The organism is Pseudomonas baltica, from assembly GCF_014235765.1.
Taxonomy (GTDB): Bacteria; Pseudomonadota; Gammaproteobacteria; order Pseudomonadales; family Pseudomonadaceae; genus Aquipseudomonas; species Aquipseudomonas baltica.
In genome coordinates, this window is sequence record NZ_JACMYH010000005.1 from 182297 (window position 1) to 196914 (window position 14618).

General features: G+C 64.7%; 11 protein-coding genes. 3 read left to right on the forward strand and 8 right to left on the reverse strand.

The annotated features are described in order from the left end of the window. Positions 1-98: 98 nt before the first annotated feature. A complete protein-coding gene (locus H7993_RS17105) occupies positions 99-1175 on the reverse strand; it encodes an AsmA family protein (protein WP_185795093.1) in 1077 nt (358 codons plus the stop codon). 123 nt (positions 1176-1298) lie between these two features. On the opposite strand from H7993_RS17105, the gene cysK reads away from it, so the two are divergent. From cysK to H7993_RS17120, 3 genes are all read left to right on the forward strand, one after another. Beyond that, positions 1299-2273 (forward strand): cysteine synthase A, encoded by a 975-nt coding sequence (cysK, locus tag H7993_RS17110; RefSeq protein WP_122474984.1) that lies wholly within the window; start codon positions 1299-1301, stop codon positions 2271-2273. 634 nt (positions 2274-2907) lie between these two features. Continuing rightward, entirely contained in the window at positions 2908-3846 is a 939-nt protein-coding gene (locus H7993_RS17115) for an aspartyl/asparaginyl beta-hydroxylase domain-containing protein (RefSeq protein ID WP_122474982.1), read from the forward strand. Positions 3847-3957: 111 nt separating this feature from the next. Beyond that, positions 3958-5910, forward strand: a complete 1953-nt coding sequence (locus H7993_RS17120) for a TonB-dependent receptor domain-containing protein (protein ID WP_185795094.1) — start codon at positions 3958-3960, stop codon at positions 5908-5910. Positions 5911-5923: 13 nt separating this feature from the next. On the opposite strand, the gene H7993_RS17125 is transcribed toward H7993_RS17120, so the two are convergent. From H7993_RS17125 to glcD, 7 genes are all read right to left on the reverse strand, one after another. Further along, positions 5924-7252: an ATP-binding protein gene (locus H7993_RS17125; RefSeq protein ID WP_185795095.1), complete on the reverse strand. Its 1329-nt coding sequence runs from the start codon at positions 7250-7252 to the stop codon at positions 5924-5926. Positions 7253-7281: 29 nt separating this feature from the next. Next, positions 7282-8028 carry a response regulator transcription factor gene (locus tag H7993_RS17130; protein ID WP_185795096.1) on the reverse strand — a complete coding sequence of 249 codons (747 nt, stop codon included), beginning with the start codon at positions 8026-8028 and terminating at the stop codon, positions 7282-7284. A 112-nt stretch (positions 8029-8140) separates the two neighbouring features. Next, a complete protein-coding gene (locus H7993_RS17135) occupies positions 8141-10321 on the reverse strand; it encodes a malate synthase G (RefSeq protein ID WP_185795097.1) in 2181 nt (726 codons plus the stop codon). Positions 10322-10351: 30 nt separating this feature from the next. Beyond that, entirely contained in the window at positions 10352-10753 is a 402-nt protein-coding gene (locus H7993_RS17140; protein ID WP_122714292.1) for a heme-binding protein, read from the reverse strand. Positions 10754-10812: 59 nt separating this feature from the next. Continuing rightward, on the reverse strand, positions 10813-12033 hold the full coding sequence (glcF, locus tag H7993_RS17145; protein ID WP_185795098.1) for a glycolate oxidase subunit GlcF: 1221 nt from the start codon (positions 12031-12033) through the stop codon (positions 10813-10815). Positions 12034-12051: 18 nt separating this feature from the next. Further along, the gene (gene glcE, locus H7993_RS17150; protein ID WP_185795099.1) at positions 12052-13113 is read right to left on the reverse strand and encodes a glycolate oxidase subunit GlcE; all 1062 of its coding nucleotides are present in this window, start codon (positions 13111-13113) and stop codon (positions 12052-12054) included. Beyond that, entirely contained in the window at positions 13113-14612 is a 1500-nt protein-coding gene (gene glcD, locus H7993_RS17155; protein WP_122474968.1) for a glycolate oxidase subunit GlcD, read from the reverse strand. Before glcD ends, glcE begins: the two co-directional genes overlap by 1 nt. Between the last annotated feature and the right edge of the window lie 6 nt (positions 14613-14618).

Here is a 14618-nt window from a genome sequence, read left to right on the forward strand (position 1 = left end):
TGCAGCGCCTGGTTCGCGGCCAAAGACCGCTCCTACGAGAAAACCCAAGGAGAGCGGCTGGCCCTCTGCCCGCGAAGGGGCCAGGCCTGTCAGTCACCTCATTGCTGCTTCGGCGGCGCCTGTTCGTAGCGTGCATTGAAAGCCTGCACGAACCCGTTGCGCAAGATCTGCCAGAACGCCTGCAACGGGCTGATGTCCTGACGATGCACATTGCCGCTGAGTTCGACCCGGGTCGCGAACTGGTTCTGCGACTGGTTTTTCAATACCGTCTCGGTCCCGCCCACCACGGCCTCCCAGATGGAACGCAAGATGCCCTTGTCCTTGTTCTCGACGTCCTGTTGCCAGTTGAACACGTCGACATTGTGCAACAGCGGTTTGATGTAACCGCTCAAACGGGCGTTGTCGGCGTCGGCCTCGATCACGATGTCGCCACTGCCGGCGTTGAAATCGAACTTGCCATAGGCACCCGAGAAATCGTTGAGCCGACGCAACTCGATGCCGGTGGCGCGCAAGCGGAATTCGAAGTCTTCGAAGTTGCTGAACGGATCGAACGTGGCGGTGCTTTCAATGGGGGCCTGGCCGAACAGCTTGGCGTGGCCTTCGAAACGCGCATCGCGCTTGCCTTCGAGGTCCTCGACATTGGTCAGGTTGTACAGGCTGGCGTTGACCTGGGTGGCGCTGAGGTTGACCTGGGGTTTGGACGAGAAATTGCGGAAGCTGATCTTGCCATCGTTGACCCGCACTTCGTTCAAGGTGATCGGCAGCAGCTTGTTCATCTGGTCGCGCCAGTCGGTGCCGGCACCGGTCTGGGTGGCCTGCTTGTTGGTACCACCGTCGACGAAGTTGAGCTCGGGGTGCAGGAACTCCACATGTGCGACCACAGCATGCTTGTTCCACAGGGCGTGCCAGCTCACCGCGATATCGATCACCGGCGCATCGAGCAGCGGCACGGGCACTTTGCCGGAGGTCTTGACGATCTGCAGGCCGTTGATCTGATAGGCGCCGCGCCACCAGGCCAGGTCGACGTCGCTGACGCGGCCCTTGTAGTCACCCATGTCGGCCAGCTTGTCGTTCAAGTAGTCGCGCACCAGATAGGGCAGGGCGATGTGCAGCCCCAGCACCAATACGACCAGGCCGGTCACGGTCCATAGCGGCCAGCTGTAACGACGTTTCATGGCAGACTCTCCAGAAAGATAGTTAGCGATTGACTGTCCACAGTCTCATCCGTTCGCTGGACTCGCCCCCATCGCGGGCTTAACCTTGGATTTTTCCTGCTGCAGCACAAGGACCCTTACGCCATGAGCCGCATTTACGCCGACAACGCCCATTCCATTGGCAACACGCCGTTGGTGCAGATCAACCGCATCGGTCCGCGCGGGGTGACCCTGCTGGCCAAGATCGAGGGGCGCAACCCCGGCTACTCGGTCAAGTGCCGCATTGGCGCGAGCATGATCTGGGACGCTGAAAGCTCGGGCAAGCTCAAGCCGGGCATGACCATCGTCGAGCCGACGTCGGGCAATACCGGCATCGGCCTGGCATTCGTGGCCGCTGCGCGCGGCTACAAGCTCATGCTGACCATGCCCGCGTCCATGAGCCTGGAGCGCCGCAAGGTGCTCAAGGCGCTGGGTGCCGAACTGGTGCTGACCGAGCCGGCCAGGGGCATGAAGGGCGCCATCGAAAAGGCAGGGGAGATCGTCGCCAGTGATCCCGAGCTGTATTTCATGCCCCAGCAGTTCGACAACCCGGCCAATCCGGCCATTCATGAAAAGACCACTGGGCCGGAGATCTGGAACGACACCGACGGCGCCGTTGATGTGCTGGTGGCAGGTGTGGGTACCGGCGGTACCATTACCGGTATCTCGCGCTACATCAAGCACGTCCAGGGCAAGTCGATTCTCAGCGTCGCGGTCGAACCACTGGGTTCGCCCATCATCACCCAGGCCATGGCTGGCCAGGAAATCAGCCCGGCACCCCACAAGATTCAGGGCATCGGCGCCGGCTTCATCCCGAAGAACCTCGACCTGTCGCTGGTGGATCGGGTCGAGCTGGTCAGTGACGACGAAGCCAAGGCCATGGCGCGGCGCCTGATGCAGGAGGAGGGCATCCTCTGCGGTATTTCCTGTGGCGCAGCCATGGCGGCCGCGGCCAAGCTGGCGGAAAAGCCGGAAATGCAGGGCAAGACCATCGTGGTGATCCTGCCCGATTCGGGCGAGCGTTACCTGTCGAGCATGCTGTTCAGCGACCTGTTCACCGAAACCGAACTGCAGGCTTGATCGCTGTTGTGTGACGGCTGACGCCTTCGCGGCCGATGACCGCTCCTACGGCCATACACCACCCCCCGTAGGAGCGGCCCGCGGCCGCGAAAGCCACGCCGCGGTATATCTGACACACCGCGCTGGCCTTTTCGCGGCCAATGACCGCTCCTACGGGTATACGCCACCTCCGTAGGAGCGGCCCACAGCCGCGAAAGCCACGCCGCGGTATATCTGACACACCGCGCTGGCCTATTCGCGGCCGATGACCGCTCCTACGGGTATACACCACCTCCGTAGGAGCGGCCCGCGGCCGCGAAAGCCGCGCCGCGGTATATCTGACACACCGCGCTGGCCTTTTCGCGGCCAATGACCGCTCCTACGGGTATACGCCACCCCCGTAGGAGCGGCCCGCGGCCGCGAAAGCCTCGCCGCGGTATATCTGACACACCGCGCTGGCCTATTCGCGGCCGATGACCGCTCCTACGGGTATACGCCACCTCCGTAGGAGCGGCCCGCGGCCGCGAAAGCCGCGCCGCGGTATGCCTGGCACACCGCAAGCCCGTCCATGTGCCGACCGCTGCCCGACGCCTTTCATTTCCAGTCGGGCCACCAGGGTTTATCATGGCGCACTGCCCACTCGAGGATCCGCTCCATGACCCTTTCCTTCGCCGCCAAGGCTGCCGTGTTGCTGCTGTTCATCGGCAGTACGCTCTACGTGCACCTGCGGGGCAAGGCGCGTCTGCCGGTGTTGCGCCAGTTCGTCAACCACTCGGCCCTGTTCGCTCCCTACAACGCCTTGATGTACCTGTTCTCCAGCGTGCCGTCCAAACCCTACCTGGACCGCAGCAAATTCCCGGAGCTGGATGTGCTCAAGGACAACTGGCAGGTCATCCGCGACGAGGCCATGCACCTGTTCGACGAGGGCTATATCCGCGCCGCCGAAAAGAACAACGATGCCGGTTTCGGCTCGTTCTTCAAGAAAGGCTGGAAGCGTTTCTACCTCAAGTGGTACGACAAATCCCTGCCGTCGGCCGACGCGCTGTGCCCGCGCACCGTCGAACTGGTCAACAGCATCCCCAACGTCAAGGGCGCAATGTTCGCGCTATTGCCGGGCGGCAGCCACCTCAACCCGCATCGCGACCCGTTTGCCGGATCGCTGCGCTACCACCTGGGCCTGTCGACGCCAAACTCCGATGCCTGCCGCATTTTCGTGGACGGTGAGGAATACGCCTGGCGCGATGGCGACGACGTGATGTTCGACGAAACCTACGTGCATTGGGTGAAGAACGAGACCGAGCACACCCGGGTCATCTTGTTCTGCGACATCGAACGCCCGCTGAGCAACCGCTTCATGGCGAGCCTGAACAAGCGCGTCAGTGCCTTTCTGGGGCGTGCCACCGCACCGCAGAATCTGGACGACGAACGCGTGGGCGGCATCAACCAGGCCTATGCCTGGAGCAAGACCTTCAGCGATCGCTTCAGTGGCAAGGTCAAGCAGTTCAAGCGCGCCAATCCCAAGGCCTACCGAGTGCTGCGCCCGGTGCTGGCAGTGGTCGTGCTGACGGCGCTGGGTTACTGGCTGTTCGGCTGACCGCTCGGGCAGCCCGTACACCGCAAATCTGGACCCTGTCACACCTTGTCCAACCTTCGTGCCTGAGGATGCATACGATTCGCTTTTACAACAGAATCGTAGGGAAGTTCCATGCATCCTCCACTTTCCTTGCGGCCCTTGGCCGCAATGATCGCCCTGGCCACTGCCGGGCTGGCGCAAGCCGAACCGATCGAACTGGCCGCACCGACCGTCCTCGACGAGGTCGTGGTCACGGCGTCGGGCTTCGAGCAAAGCGTGGAGGATGCCCCGGCCTCCGTCACCATCATCACCGGCGATGAGCTGCGCAAAAAATCCTACAACGACCTCGGTGACGCCGTACGCAACATCGAGGGGGTCGTCGTCAACGGCAGCGCCAACGAAACCGATATCTCCATCCGCGGCATGCCACCGGACTACACCCTGATTCTGGTCGACGGCAAACGCCAGAGCAGCCGTGAAACCCGGGTCAACGGCAACCGTGGCTACGAGCAGAGCTTCGTCCCACCGGCCGAAGCCATCGAGCGGATCGAAGTGGTCCGCGGACCGATGTCTTCGCTGTACGGCTCGGACGCCATCGGTGGCGTGATCAACATCATCACCCGCAAGGTCTCCACCCAGTGGGGCGGCTCGGTTTCCTACGATTACGCCGCGCGTCAGCACAGCGACCAGGGCAATTCGCGGCAGACCCAGTTCTACCTAAACGGCCCATTGGTGGAGAAATACCTGGGGGTGCAGGTCTGGGGCCGTTACCTCGACCGCCAGGCCGATGACGACGTGGAACTCACCAACGGTTTCACCAAGGCCGACCACAAGGACCTCACCGCACGCCTGGCCTTCACGCCCACCGAGGATCACGACATCCTCCTGGAAGGCGGCGCCACGCGCCTGAAGAACGGCGACGGTACCAGCGTCAACTGGGCCACCCGCGAGCAGGAAAACAACCGCGATCATTATTCCATCTCGCATCAGGGTCGCTGGGGCTGGGCCACCTCGGACGTGTCCCTGGCTTACGAGAAAGCCAGCCGCGAAGGCAAGGCGGCGGCCAACCAGCCGGAGATCCTCGGACGCAAGCCGGTGGTGGAAAACACCGTGCTCGATGCCAAACTGGTCATCCCCACGGCCTACAACATCACCACGACCGGGTTGCAATGGAACCGCGCCAAGCTGACCGACTGGAACCAAGGCTTGATGGACGGCCACGACTATGAATTTTCGGTGACCCAGAAAGCGCTGTTCGCCGAGAACGAATGGTCGGTGACCGACGATTTCGCCCTGACCACCGGTGCCCGGGTGGACGAGCACGAGCAATACGGCACCCACGTCAGCCCACGGATCTACGGAGTATGGCGCGCCACCCCGGACTGGACTTTCAAGGGCGGCGTGGCGCGCGGCTTCAAGGCTCCGGAGATTCGCGCAGTAGTGCCCGGCTACGCCACCATTCGCCGCAACACCTACGTCAATCTCGGCAACCCGGACCTCAAGCCGGAAACCAGCACCAACTACGAGCTGTCGGCGCTGTGGTCCAATCGCAACGACCTTTCGGCCGGGGCCACGGTGTTCCACAACGTCTTCAAGGACAAACTGTCCACGGAAAACACCGCGCGGCGCTGGAACGGCTACATCGTCCAGGACCGCATCAACGTCGACGAAGCGACGATCACCGGTGCCGAGGTCAACGGACGCTGGGACATCACCCGCGCGGTGGCGCTGAAGGGCAACTACACCTACACCGACTCGGAGCAGAAAAGCGGCAGCAATGCCGGCGCACCGCTGTCGCTGACACCCGAGCACAAGGCCAATATCAGCGCCGACTGGACCTTGTCTGACCGCGCCCAGGCCTGGGCCTCGGTCAACTACTATGGCCAGGAATACGGCACCACCTTGAGCGGCGAACCGGCGCCGGCCTATACCACCGCCGACGTCGGCGGCTCGTACGAGCTGACCCGCGACATCACTCTCAAGGCCGCGGTGTACAACGTCGCCGACAAGCGCCTGGACGACGACACCTACGGCACGGTCAATTACGGCCGTACCTTCTGGATGGGTACCACGCTGCGCTTCTGATACCCGCCGACGTTCAGCCTGGCAGGCGCACCAGGGCTGCCAGCCCCGGTGCGCGGTTTTCCAGCAGCAGTTCGCCGCCGTGGGCCTGTACGCAGGCGCGGGCAATCGCCAGGCCCAGGCCCAACCCGCCTCCCTGGCTGGGGTCGGCCCCGCCCTTGCCCAGTTGCACGAACGGCTCGAACACCTGTTGCAACCAGCCAGCGTCGATGCCCGGGCCGTGGTCGCGGATCTCGATGCACAGCCCACCGGAATCTTCGCGGTACAGGCGCAATCGCGCATCGCCGCCATGGCGCAAGGCGTTGTCGATCAGGTTGGTCAGGGCGCGCTTGAGCGCCAGTGGTCGGCAGCGACACGTCACGGGGGGCGAGCCTGCCCACTCGACGGGCGTGCCCAGGGTCTGGTAGCGCCGCGCCAGGTCTTCCAGCAAATCACTCAGCGACACCTCGGTAGTCGCTTCCTGCACCGCATCGCCGCGCACGAAATTCAGGGTTTCGCTGACCATTGCCCGCAACTCGTCGAGGCTATCGAGCATGTCCCCGCGCAGGGTCGGGTCCTCCAGCAGCTCGACCTGCAGGCGCAACTCGGTGATGGGTGTGTTGAGGTCGTGGCTGAGGGCGGCCAGCATGCGCGTGCGGCCTTCGACATGCCGGGCGATCCGCGCCTGCATCACATTGAACGCCAGCGTCAGTTCCCGGGCTTCGCGCGGGCCGGACAGCAGCAGCGGCGCGATCCATTCGCCACGGCTGACCCGTTCGGTGGCCAGGGCCAGGCGCTTCACGGGCGCGACCACCCGGCGCATGAAGAAAGCCACGATCAACAATACCGGAATGGTGCTGACCGGCACGCTGTAGGCCAGCAGTCGGCCCCATTCATAGGCACCGGCCGGTGCCTGCTCGGCATTGAGCTGTGCACCGTTGGGCAGGCTTATCGAGCTGCGCAGGCGCAGCGCTTCCCAACCGGCGCGCTTGAACAGGTGCTCACGGGCCGGGCCGCCATTGCGTCGCTCCAGTTGCAGGACGACCACGGTGTCGTGCTGCAACCCCAGCCGCTGGCGCACGGCCGTGGCCAGGCGCTGTTCTTCGCTGTGCATGACGAACGGCTGGACTTCGGCGTCGGGGGCGATCCAGAAACGTGTATCGGCAGTGGTCATGGCCTCGAGCAGGTGCTGCGCAGCGGCCGGGGGCAGATCGCGGGCGGCATGGTAGGCGCTGGCCAGCCGCTCGACCACCAGCGTGCGCGACAGCGGGTGCACCAGCGAGCCGGTGCGTTGCAGCAGCAGCACGGCAATCAGGTTGGACGCCAGCAGTGCCAGCAGCAGCAGGACCGCCAGTTGGCGAGCCATGGTCTGGGGCCATGCTTTGCGCAGGCGCTTCATCCGGGCTGTTGGGCGACGTTGGCCGCCAGGCGATAGCCGCCACCCCACACCGTTTGCAGCAACAGGGGCTGCAGGGCGCTGTCGTCCAGCTTGCGACGCAGGCGGCTGATCTGCCGGTCGATGGCGCGATCGAACAGATCGCTGCCGGGCCGCGAGGTCAGTTCGATCAAGCGTTCGCGACCCAGCACGGTATTGGGATGATCCAGGAAGACTTCCAGCAAACGGCCTTCCACGGTGCTCAAGCGTACCTGGCTTCGATCTCGGCGGGTCAGCGTGTTACAGCCGCTGCGAAAGCTCAGGTCGGCGAACTGGTAGCAGCGCAAGGGCGCTGGCAGGGCTGGCGGCACGGCCGTCACCGTTGTGCCCAAGGTGCCACGCCGGCGCAGCACGCTGTGGATGCGCGCCACCAGTTCACGCGGCTCGAAGGGTTTGACCACGTAGTCGTCGGCTCCGGCATCCAGGCCCTGAACGCGGTCGGCGCAGGCATCGCGCGCGGTCAACAGGATGACCGCCGCCGTGGACTTGTGCGCCAGCGTGCGACACAGCTCGAACCCATCGCCGTCGGGCAGCATCACATCGAGGATCAGTACGTCGAACACGTCCTGCTTGAGCAGCGCCCACATGCCAGCTGCGTCTTCGGTGGTGCGCACGTCGAAACCGAAGCGGCGCAGGTAGATGGCCAGCGGCTCGCGGATCTTGCGGTGGTCATCGACCACCAGCAAACGAGGAGAGGGAGGATTCATGATGATTGCGTTCGCGGATGATTCTCATTCGGAACGTGATACTACAGCAAGCGGGAAACCGCCGCAGCAGTGCCGGGACAGGCTGGCGACAACCTTCCCATCCCGGCCGATGTCACGCCTGGGCGTGCTTGAATGCCAGGCGGAACCGGTGCAGCAACGGCTCGGTGTAGCCACTGGGCTGCTCGCAACCCTGGAACACCAGCGCACTGGCCGCCGTGAAGGCCACCGAGCTCTGGAAGTCGGTCGCCATGGGGCGGTACGACGGGTCTCCGGCATTCTGCTGGTCGACCACCTTTGCCATGCGCTCCAGGGTTTCGACGATCTGCTCGCGGCTGACCACGCCGTGGAGCAACCAGTTAGCCAGGTGCTGGCTGGAAATGCGCAAGGTCGCGCGGTCTTCCATCAGCCCGACGTCGTGGATGTCCGGCACCTTGGAGCAACCGATGCCCTGTTCGACCCAACGCACCACATAGCCCAGCAAGCCTTGGGCATTGTTGTCCAGTTCCTGACGGATCTCGTCCGCACTCCATTGCGCATTGGCTACCACTGGGATGGTCAGCAGGTTGTCCAGCAGGGCATCGTGCTCGCCTGCTGCGTCGATCTGCTCCAGGGTCTGCTGCACCTCACTGACGTTCACCTGGTGATAGTGCAGGGCGTGCAACGTGGCCGCAGTGGGCGAGGGCACCCAGGCGGTGTTCGCGCCGGCCTTGGGGTGGCCGATCTTCTGCACCAGCATGTCGGCCATCAGGTCGGGCATCGCCCACATGCCCTTGCCGATCTGAGCCTTGCCGCGCAAGCCGCAGGCCAGTCCGGTGAGCATGTTGTTGCGCTCGTACGCGGCAATCCAGGCACTGCCCTTCATGTCACCCTTGCGCATCATCGGCCCAGCCTGCATGGCGCTGTGGATCTCGTCGCCGGTGCGGTCGAGGAAGCCGGTGTTGATGAACGCCACGCGGGTCGAGGCTGCGCCAATGCAGGCCTTGAGGTTCACCGAGGTGCGGCGTTCCTCGTCCATGATGCCGATCTTCAGGGTATTGCGCGAAAGCTGGAGCAGGTCTTCGATGGCAGCGAACAGCTTGTCCGCGAAGGCCACCTCGGCCGGGCCGTGCATCTTCGGCTTGACGATATAAAGGCTGCCGGTGCGCGAGTTGCCCTTGCGCTCCAGGTCGTAGCGTCCGATCAGGCTGGTGATCACGCCGTCCAGGATACCCTCGGGGATCTCCCGGCCTTCATCGTCGAGAATCGCCGGATTGGTCATCAGGTGCCCGACGTTGCGGATCAACAACAGCGAACGGCCGTGCAGGGTCAACTCGCCGCCTGCCGGCGTGTGGTACTGACGGTCCGGATTGAGCCGGCGGGTGATGCGCTGGCCGCCTTTTTCCAGCTCCTCGGTCAGATCGCCGCGCATCAGGCCCAGCCAGTTGCGATAGATCGCCACCTTGTCGCTGGCATCCACCGCCGCCACCGAGTCCTCGCAGTCGATGATGGTCGAAAGGGCCGCTTCGAGCAGCAGGTCCTTCACGCCTGCCGCGTCGGTACGTCCGATCGGTGAGGTCGGGTCGATCTGGATTTCGATGTGCAGGCCATGATGCTTGAGCAGCACGGCAACCGGTTGCTGCGCATCGCCCTGGAAGCCGACGAACTGGCTCGGCTCGGCCAGCGCGCTGACGCTGCCGTCGGCCAGGCTCACCTGCAACTGGCCACCCTCGATCCGGTAGCCGTTGGCGTCGCGGTGCGATCCGTTGGCCAGCGGGGTGCTCTGGTCGAGCAAGGCGCGGGCGAAGGCAATCACGCGGTCGCCGCGAACCTGGTTGTAGCCTTGGCCTTTGCTTGCGCCATCGCTTTCCGGGATGGCGTCGGTGCCATACAGCGCGTCGTACAGCGAGCCCCAGCGGGCATTGGCCGCGTTCAGGGCGTAGCGGGCATTGGTCGACGGCACCACCAGTTGCGGGCCGGCCACCCGGGCGATCTCGTCATCGACATCGCAGGTGCTGATCTCGACGCGGTCGGGCTGTGGCAGCAGGTAGCCGATGGACTGCAGGAAGCTGCGGTAGGCAGCCGGGTCCTGGATCGGTCCGGGGTGGGCGCGGTGCCAGTTGTCCAGTTCGGTCTGCAAGCGATCGCGCTCGGCCAGCAGCAGGCGGTTCTGCGGCGCGAATTCATGGACCAAGGCGTCGAAGCCGGTCCAGAACGCTTCGGATTCCAGCCCGCTGCCAGGCAATACTTCGTTCTCGATGAAATCGTACAGGGTGGCGTCGACCTGCAGACGCTGGGCTCTCATGCGGTGCTTCATTGCAGTCTCCTCGAATACGGGGGCGGTAATTCAGACCAGGGCAGCGGCGCCGGCCTTGGCGACCTGCGCATCCTCACCGGGCTTGACCCCGGATACGCCGACCGCGCCGATGACCTGGCCTTCGTGGATCAGTGGCACGGCACCTTCGAGGCAGGTCATGAGGTTACCCGACAGGAACGCGGTACGTCCGTTATTGACCATCTCTTCGAACACCACCGATTCCTTGCGCCCCAGGGCCGAGGTGCGCGCCTTGCCCGGCGCGATGTAGGCCGTGCTGGCCGCGGCGCCGTCCAGGCGTTCGAACGCCAGCAGATGGCCACCGTCGTCGACCACGGCAATGCCCACTGCCCAGTTGTTCTTCTGCGCTTCGGCGCGTGCTGCGGCGAGGATGCGGGTGACGTCTTCGTGGCCAAGAATCGCTTTGCTTTGCATGGGCTTCTCCAGTTCTATTGTCGAGAGGTTCAAAGTGCAGTGCATTCAAAAATATGGGGTCAGTCGGCCATGGCCTGTTCGACCAGTTCGATCCAGTGCCGTACCGGGGTGCGCGCGGCCCCGTCCAGATGGTTCTGGCAACCGATGTTGGCAGTGGCGATCACCTGGGGTGCGCCGCTTTCCAGGGCATTGAGGCGATTGTCGCGCAATTGCCGCGACAACACCGGCTGAGTCACCGAGTAGGTACCCGCGGACCCGCAGCACAGGTGCCCGTCCGGTACGTCGGTCAAATGAAAACCCAGCCGACGCAGCAGATGTTCGGTCACGCCACCCAGCTTCTGCGCATGTTGCAATGTACACGGGCAGTGAAAGGCCAGGCGCAGGTCGGTATGAACGGCCAGTTGCTCCACCGGCTCGTCGCGCAACACTTCGACCAGGTCCTTGGCCAGGCGGCTGACCGTCTGGGCCTTCGCTGCGTAGGCCGGATCCTGTTCCAGCAGGTGGCCATAATCCTTGATGAAAGCACCACAGCCACTGGCTGTCTGCACGATGGCTTCGGCGCCTGCTTCGATTGCAGGCCACCAGGCGTCGATGTTGTGTCGGGCGCGCTGCAGGCCACGGGCCTGGTCGTCCAGATGGTAATCCACCGCGCCGCAGCAAGCGGCCTGGCGAACCGCCGTGACGCTGATGCCCAGGCGGTCCAGCACTCGCGCGGCGGCGGCATTGGTGTTGGGCGACAGCCCGGGCTGCACACAGCCTTCGAGCAGCAGCACCCTGCGCGCGTGCCGCGTGGCAGGCCGCGGCACGGCAGCATGCACCTGACGCGGCAGCTTGTCCTTTAGGCGTTGCGGCAGCAGTGGACGAAAGGTCTGGCCGAGCTGGATCAGCGCCTTGAAAGCGGTCGGGTGCGGGGCCAGCGCGCGCAGACCGCCGCGCAGCCAGCGTTGCTCGACCGGCCGCGGCACCGCCTGATCCACCACAGCACGGCCAATGTCCAGCAGGTTGTGGTAGTCCACCCCCGAAGGGCAGGTGGTCTCGCAGTTGCGGCAGCTCAGGCAGCGATCGAGGTGCTGCTGCGTGTGCGCCGTCACCTCGTGGCCTTCGAGCACCTGCTTGATCAGGTAGATGCGCCCGCGCGGGCCGTCCAGTTCGTCGCCCAGCAGTTGATAGGTGGGGCAAGTGGCATTGCAGAAGCCGCAGTGCACACAGCTGCGCAGAATACGCTCGGCTTCCTCGGCACGCGGCAGCAGGCGGGCCTGATCACTCAATTGGGTCTGCATGGGTTCACGGCTCCTGGTTCACAGCTGCGCGTAGAGGCGGCCGGGGTTGAAGATGCCCTGTGGGTCCAACTGCGTCTTGAGCTGGCGGTGGTAGCGCAGCAGCAGCTCGGGCAAGGGTTGAAACGGCTCGGGGGTGACGCCTGTGGTGTAGCAGGTGGCATGCCCGCCGACTGCCTCGACCACCTGGCGAATCGACGCGGCGCTGGCGTTGGATTTCAGCCAGCGCTGGGCACCGCCCCAGTCGATCAGTTGTTCGCCCGGTAGCTGCAAGGCAGCGGTGTTGTTGGGCAGCGACAATCGCCAGAGCGCTTCGGGCTGCGCGAAGAAGGGCAGCCGATGCTCATTCAAGTCATCCCAGAACGCCGAGTCGATGGGCTCGCCGCCGATGCGCTGGTGGGCTGCAGCCACCGAGCCTTCGCCGCCCTCCAGGCGCAGATAGAGAACGCCATCGCTGTGGCAGGCGGCACTGATCGGCATCGGCTGCTGGCCCCATTCGGCGAGCTTGAGCAAGGCGCGCTCGGCTTCGCAGGTCAACTTGATGCTGAAGCAGGCGCGTGGCTTGGGCAGCACCTTGAGCGACACCTCGGTCAGCACGCCCAGCGTGCCGAAACTGCCGGTCAGCAACCGGGACAGGTCGTAGCCGGCGACGTTCTTCATCACCTCGCCGCCGAAGCGCAGGTGCTTGCCCAACCCGGTGATGACCCGCGTGCCCAGTACATAATCGCGGGCGGAACCGGCCCAGGGACGACGTGGCCCCGACAGTCCGGCCGCAACCGTGCCGCCCAGGGTGGCCTGCTCGCCATAGGCCGGTGGCTCGAAAGGCAACATCTGCCCGGCCTGCTCAACGGCGGCGCGCAGGGCCTGCAAGGGCGTGCCGGCCCGTGCGGTGATCACCAGTTCCGTAGGGTCGTAGCTGACGATGCCGCAGTGCGCGCGCGTATCGAGACGCTCGCCGGCACCGATGCAGCCCAGGAAGGCCTTGCTGTTGCCGCCCTGGATGCACAAGGGGCGGTCGTCGGCCAGCGCCTGCCGAACCTGATCCAGCAGTTGCCCGCTGGCGTCCAAATCGCTGCCGGTCATCAGAAGCGCTCCAGTTCAGGGAATGGCAGTTGCCCATGGTGGATATGCATGCCGCCGAATTCGGCACAGCGCTGCAGGGTCGGAATGTTCTTGCCGGGATTGAGCAGCCGATCGGGGTCGAACGCGGCTTTTACCGCATGGAACAGCGTCAGCTCGTCACTGTTGAACTGGGCGCACATCTGATTGATCTTCTCCCGCCCCACACCGTGTTCGCCGGTGATGCTGCCGCCGACCGCCACGCACAGCTCCAGGATTTGCCCGCCGAGCGCTTCGGCGCGTTCGAGCTCACCGGCCTGGTTGGCATCGAACAGAATCAGCGGGTGCATGTTGCCGTCCCCGGCATGAAACACGTTGGCCACGCGCAGGCTGTATTGTTCGGAAAGCTCGGCGATGCCCTTGAGCACGCCCGGCAGGGCGCGACGCGGAATGGTGCCGTCCATGCAGTAGTAGTCAGGCGAGAGTCGGCCCACGGCAGGAAACGCATTCTTGCGCCCGGCCCAGAAACGCAGGCGTTCGGCCTCGTCGCGGGCCTGGCGGACCTCGGTCGCGCCGGCCTCCGTCAGCACCTGGTAGACGCGCTGGCAGTCGTCGTGCACATCGGCTTCCACACCATCGAGCTCGCACAGCAGGATCGCTTCGGCGTCCACCGGGTAGCCGGCATGGATGAAGTCTTCGGCGGCGCGAATGGCCAGGTTGTCCATCATTTCCAGGCCGCCGGGAATGATCCCTGCGGCAATGATATCGGCCACGGCGGCGCCGGCTTTTTCCACCGAGTCGAAGCTGGCCAGCAGCACCTTGGCCACCTGCGGCTTGGGCAGCAGCTTGACGGTCACCTCGGTGATGATGCCCAGCATGCCTTCGGACCCGGTGAACAGCGCCAGCAGATCGAAACCGGGCGAGTCGAGGGCATCGCTGCCCAGGGTCAGGCGTTCACCCTCGATGGTCAGCATCTGCACCTTGAGCAGGTTGTGCACGGTCAAACCGTACTTCAGGCAGTGCACGCCGCCAGCGTTTTCCGCAACGTTGCCGCCAATCGAGCACGCGATCTGTGACGAAGGGTCGGGGGCGTAGTACAGGCCGAAGGGCGCCGCCGCCTGGGAGATCGCCAGGTTGCGCACGCCAGGCTGCACGCGCGCCCAGCGCCCAGCGGGGTCGATCTCGAGAATCTGCTTGAAGCGCGCCATCACCAGCAGCACGCCCTGTTCGAGCGGCAGGGCACCCCCCGACAGTCCGGTACCTGCCCCGCGTGCGACGACGGGCACCTTTTGCGCGTGGCACAACCTGAGCAGAGCCTCAACCTGCTCGATACGCTCGGGCAACACCACCAGCAGCGGTACGGTGCGATAGGCACTGAGCCCGTCGCACTCGTAGGGGCGCAGGTCTTCGGCGCGATGCAGTACGGTAAGGTCGGGGATGCGGGAGTGCAGTGCCTGCACCAGCGCGGCCTTGTCGACCTTGGGCAGGACGCCGTCGATGCGTTCGTCGTAGAGAATGTTCATGGGCGC

Coding starts and splice junctions, on each gene's coding strand:
- H7993_RS17105 (WP_185795093.1), bottom strand. CDS start 1,175: ATGAAACGTCGTTACAGCTGGCCGCTATGGACCGTGACCGGCCTGGTC.
- cysK (WP_122474984.1), top strand. CDS start 1,299: ATGAGCCGCATTTACGCCGACAACGCCCATTCCATTGGCAACACGCCG.
- H7993_RS17115 (WP_122474982.1), top strand. CDS start 2,908: ATGACCCTTTCCTTCGCCGCCAAGGCTGCCGTGTTGCTGCTGTTCATC.
- H7993_RS17120 (WP_185795094.1), top strand. CDS start 3,958: ATGCATCCTCCACTTTCCTTGCGGCCCTTGGCCGCAATGATCGCCCTG.
- H7993_RS17125 (WP_185795095.1), bottom strand. CDS start 7,252: ATGGCTCGCCAACTGGCGGTCCTGCTGCTGCTGGCACTGCTGGCGTCC.
- H7993_RS17130 (WP_185795096.1), bottom strand. CDS start 8,028: ATGAATCCTCCCTCTCCTCGTTTGCTGGTGGTCGATGACCACCGCAAG.
- H7993_RS17135 (WP_185795097.1), bottom strand. CDS start 10,321: ATGAAGCACCGCATGAGAGCCCAGCGTCTGCAGGTCGACGCCACCCTG.
- H7993_RS17140 (WP_122714292.1), bottom strand. CDS start 10,753: ATGCAAAGCAAAGCGATTCTTGGCCACGAAGACGTCACCCGCATCCTC.
- glcF (WP_185795098.1), bottom strand. CDS start 12,033: ATGCAGACCCAATTGAGTGATCAGGCCCGCCTGCTGCCGCGTGCCGAG.
- glcE (WP_185795099.1), bottom strand. CDS start 13,113: ATGACCGGCAGCGATTTGGACGCCAGCGGGCAACTGCTGGATCAGGTT.
- glcD (WP_122474968.1), bottom strand. CDS start 14,612: ATGAACATTCTCTACGACGAACGCATCGACGGCGTCCTGCCCAAGGTC.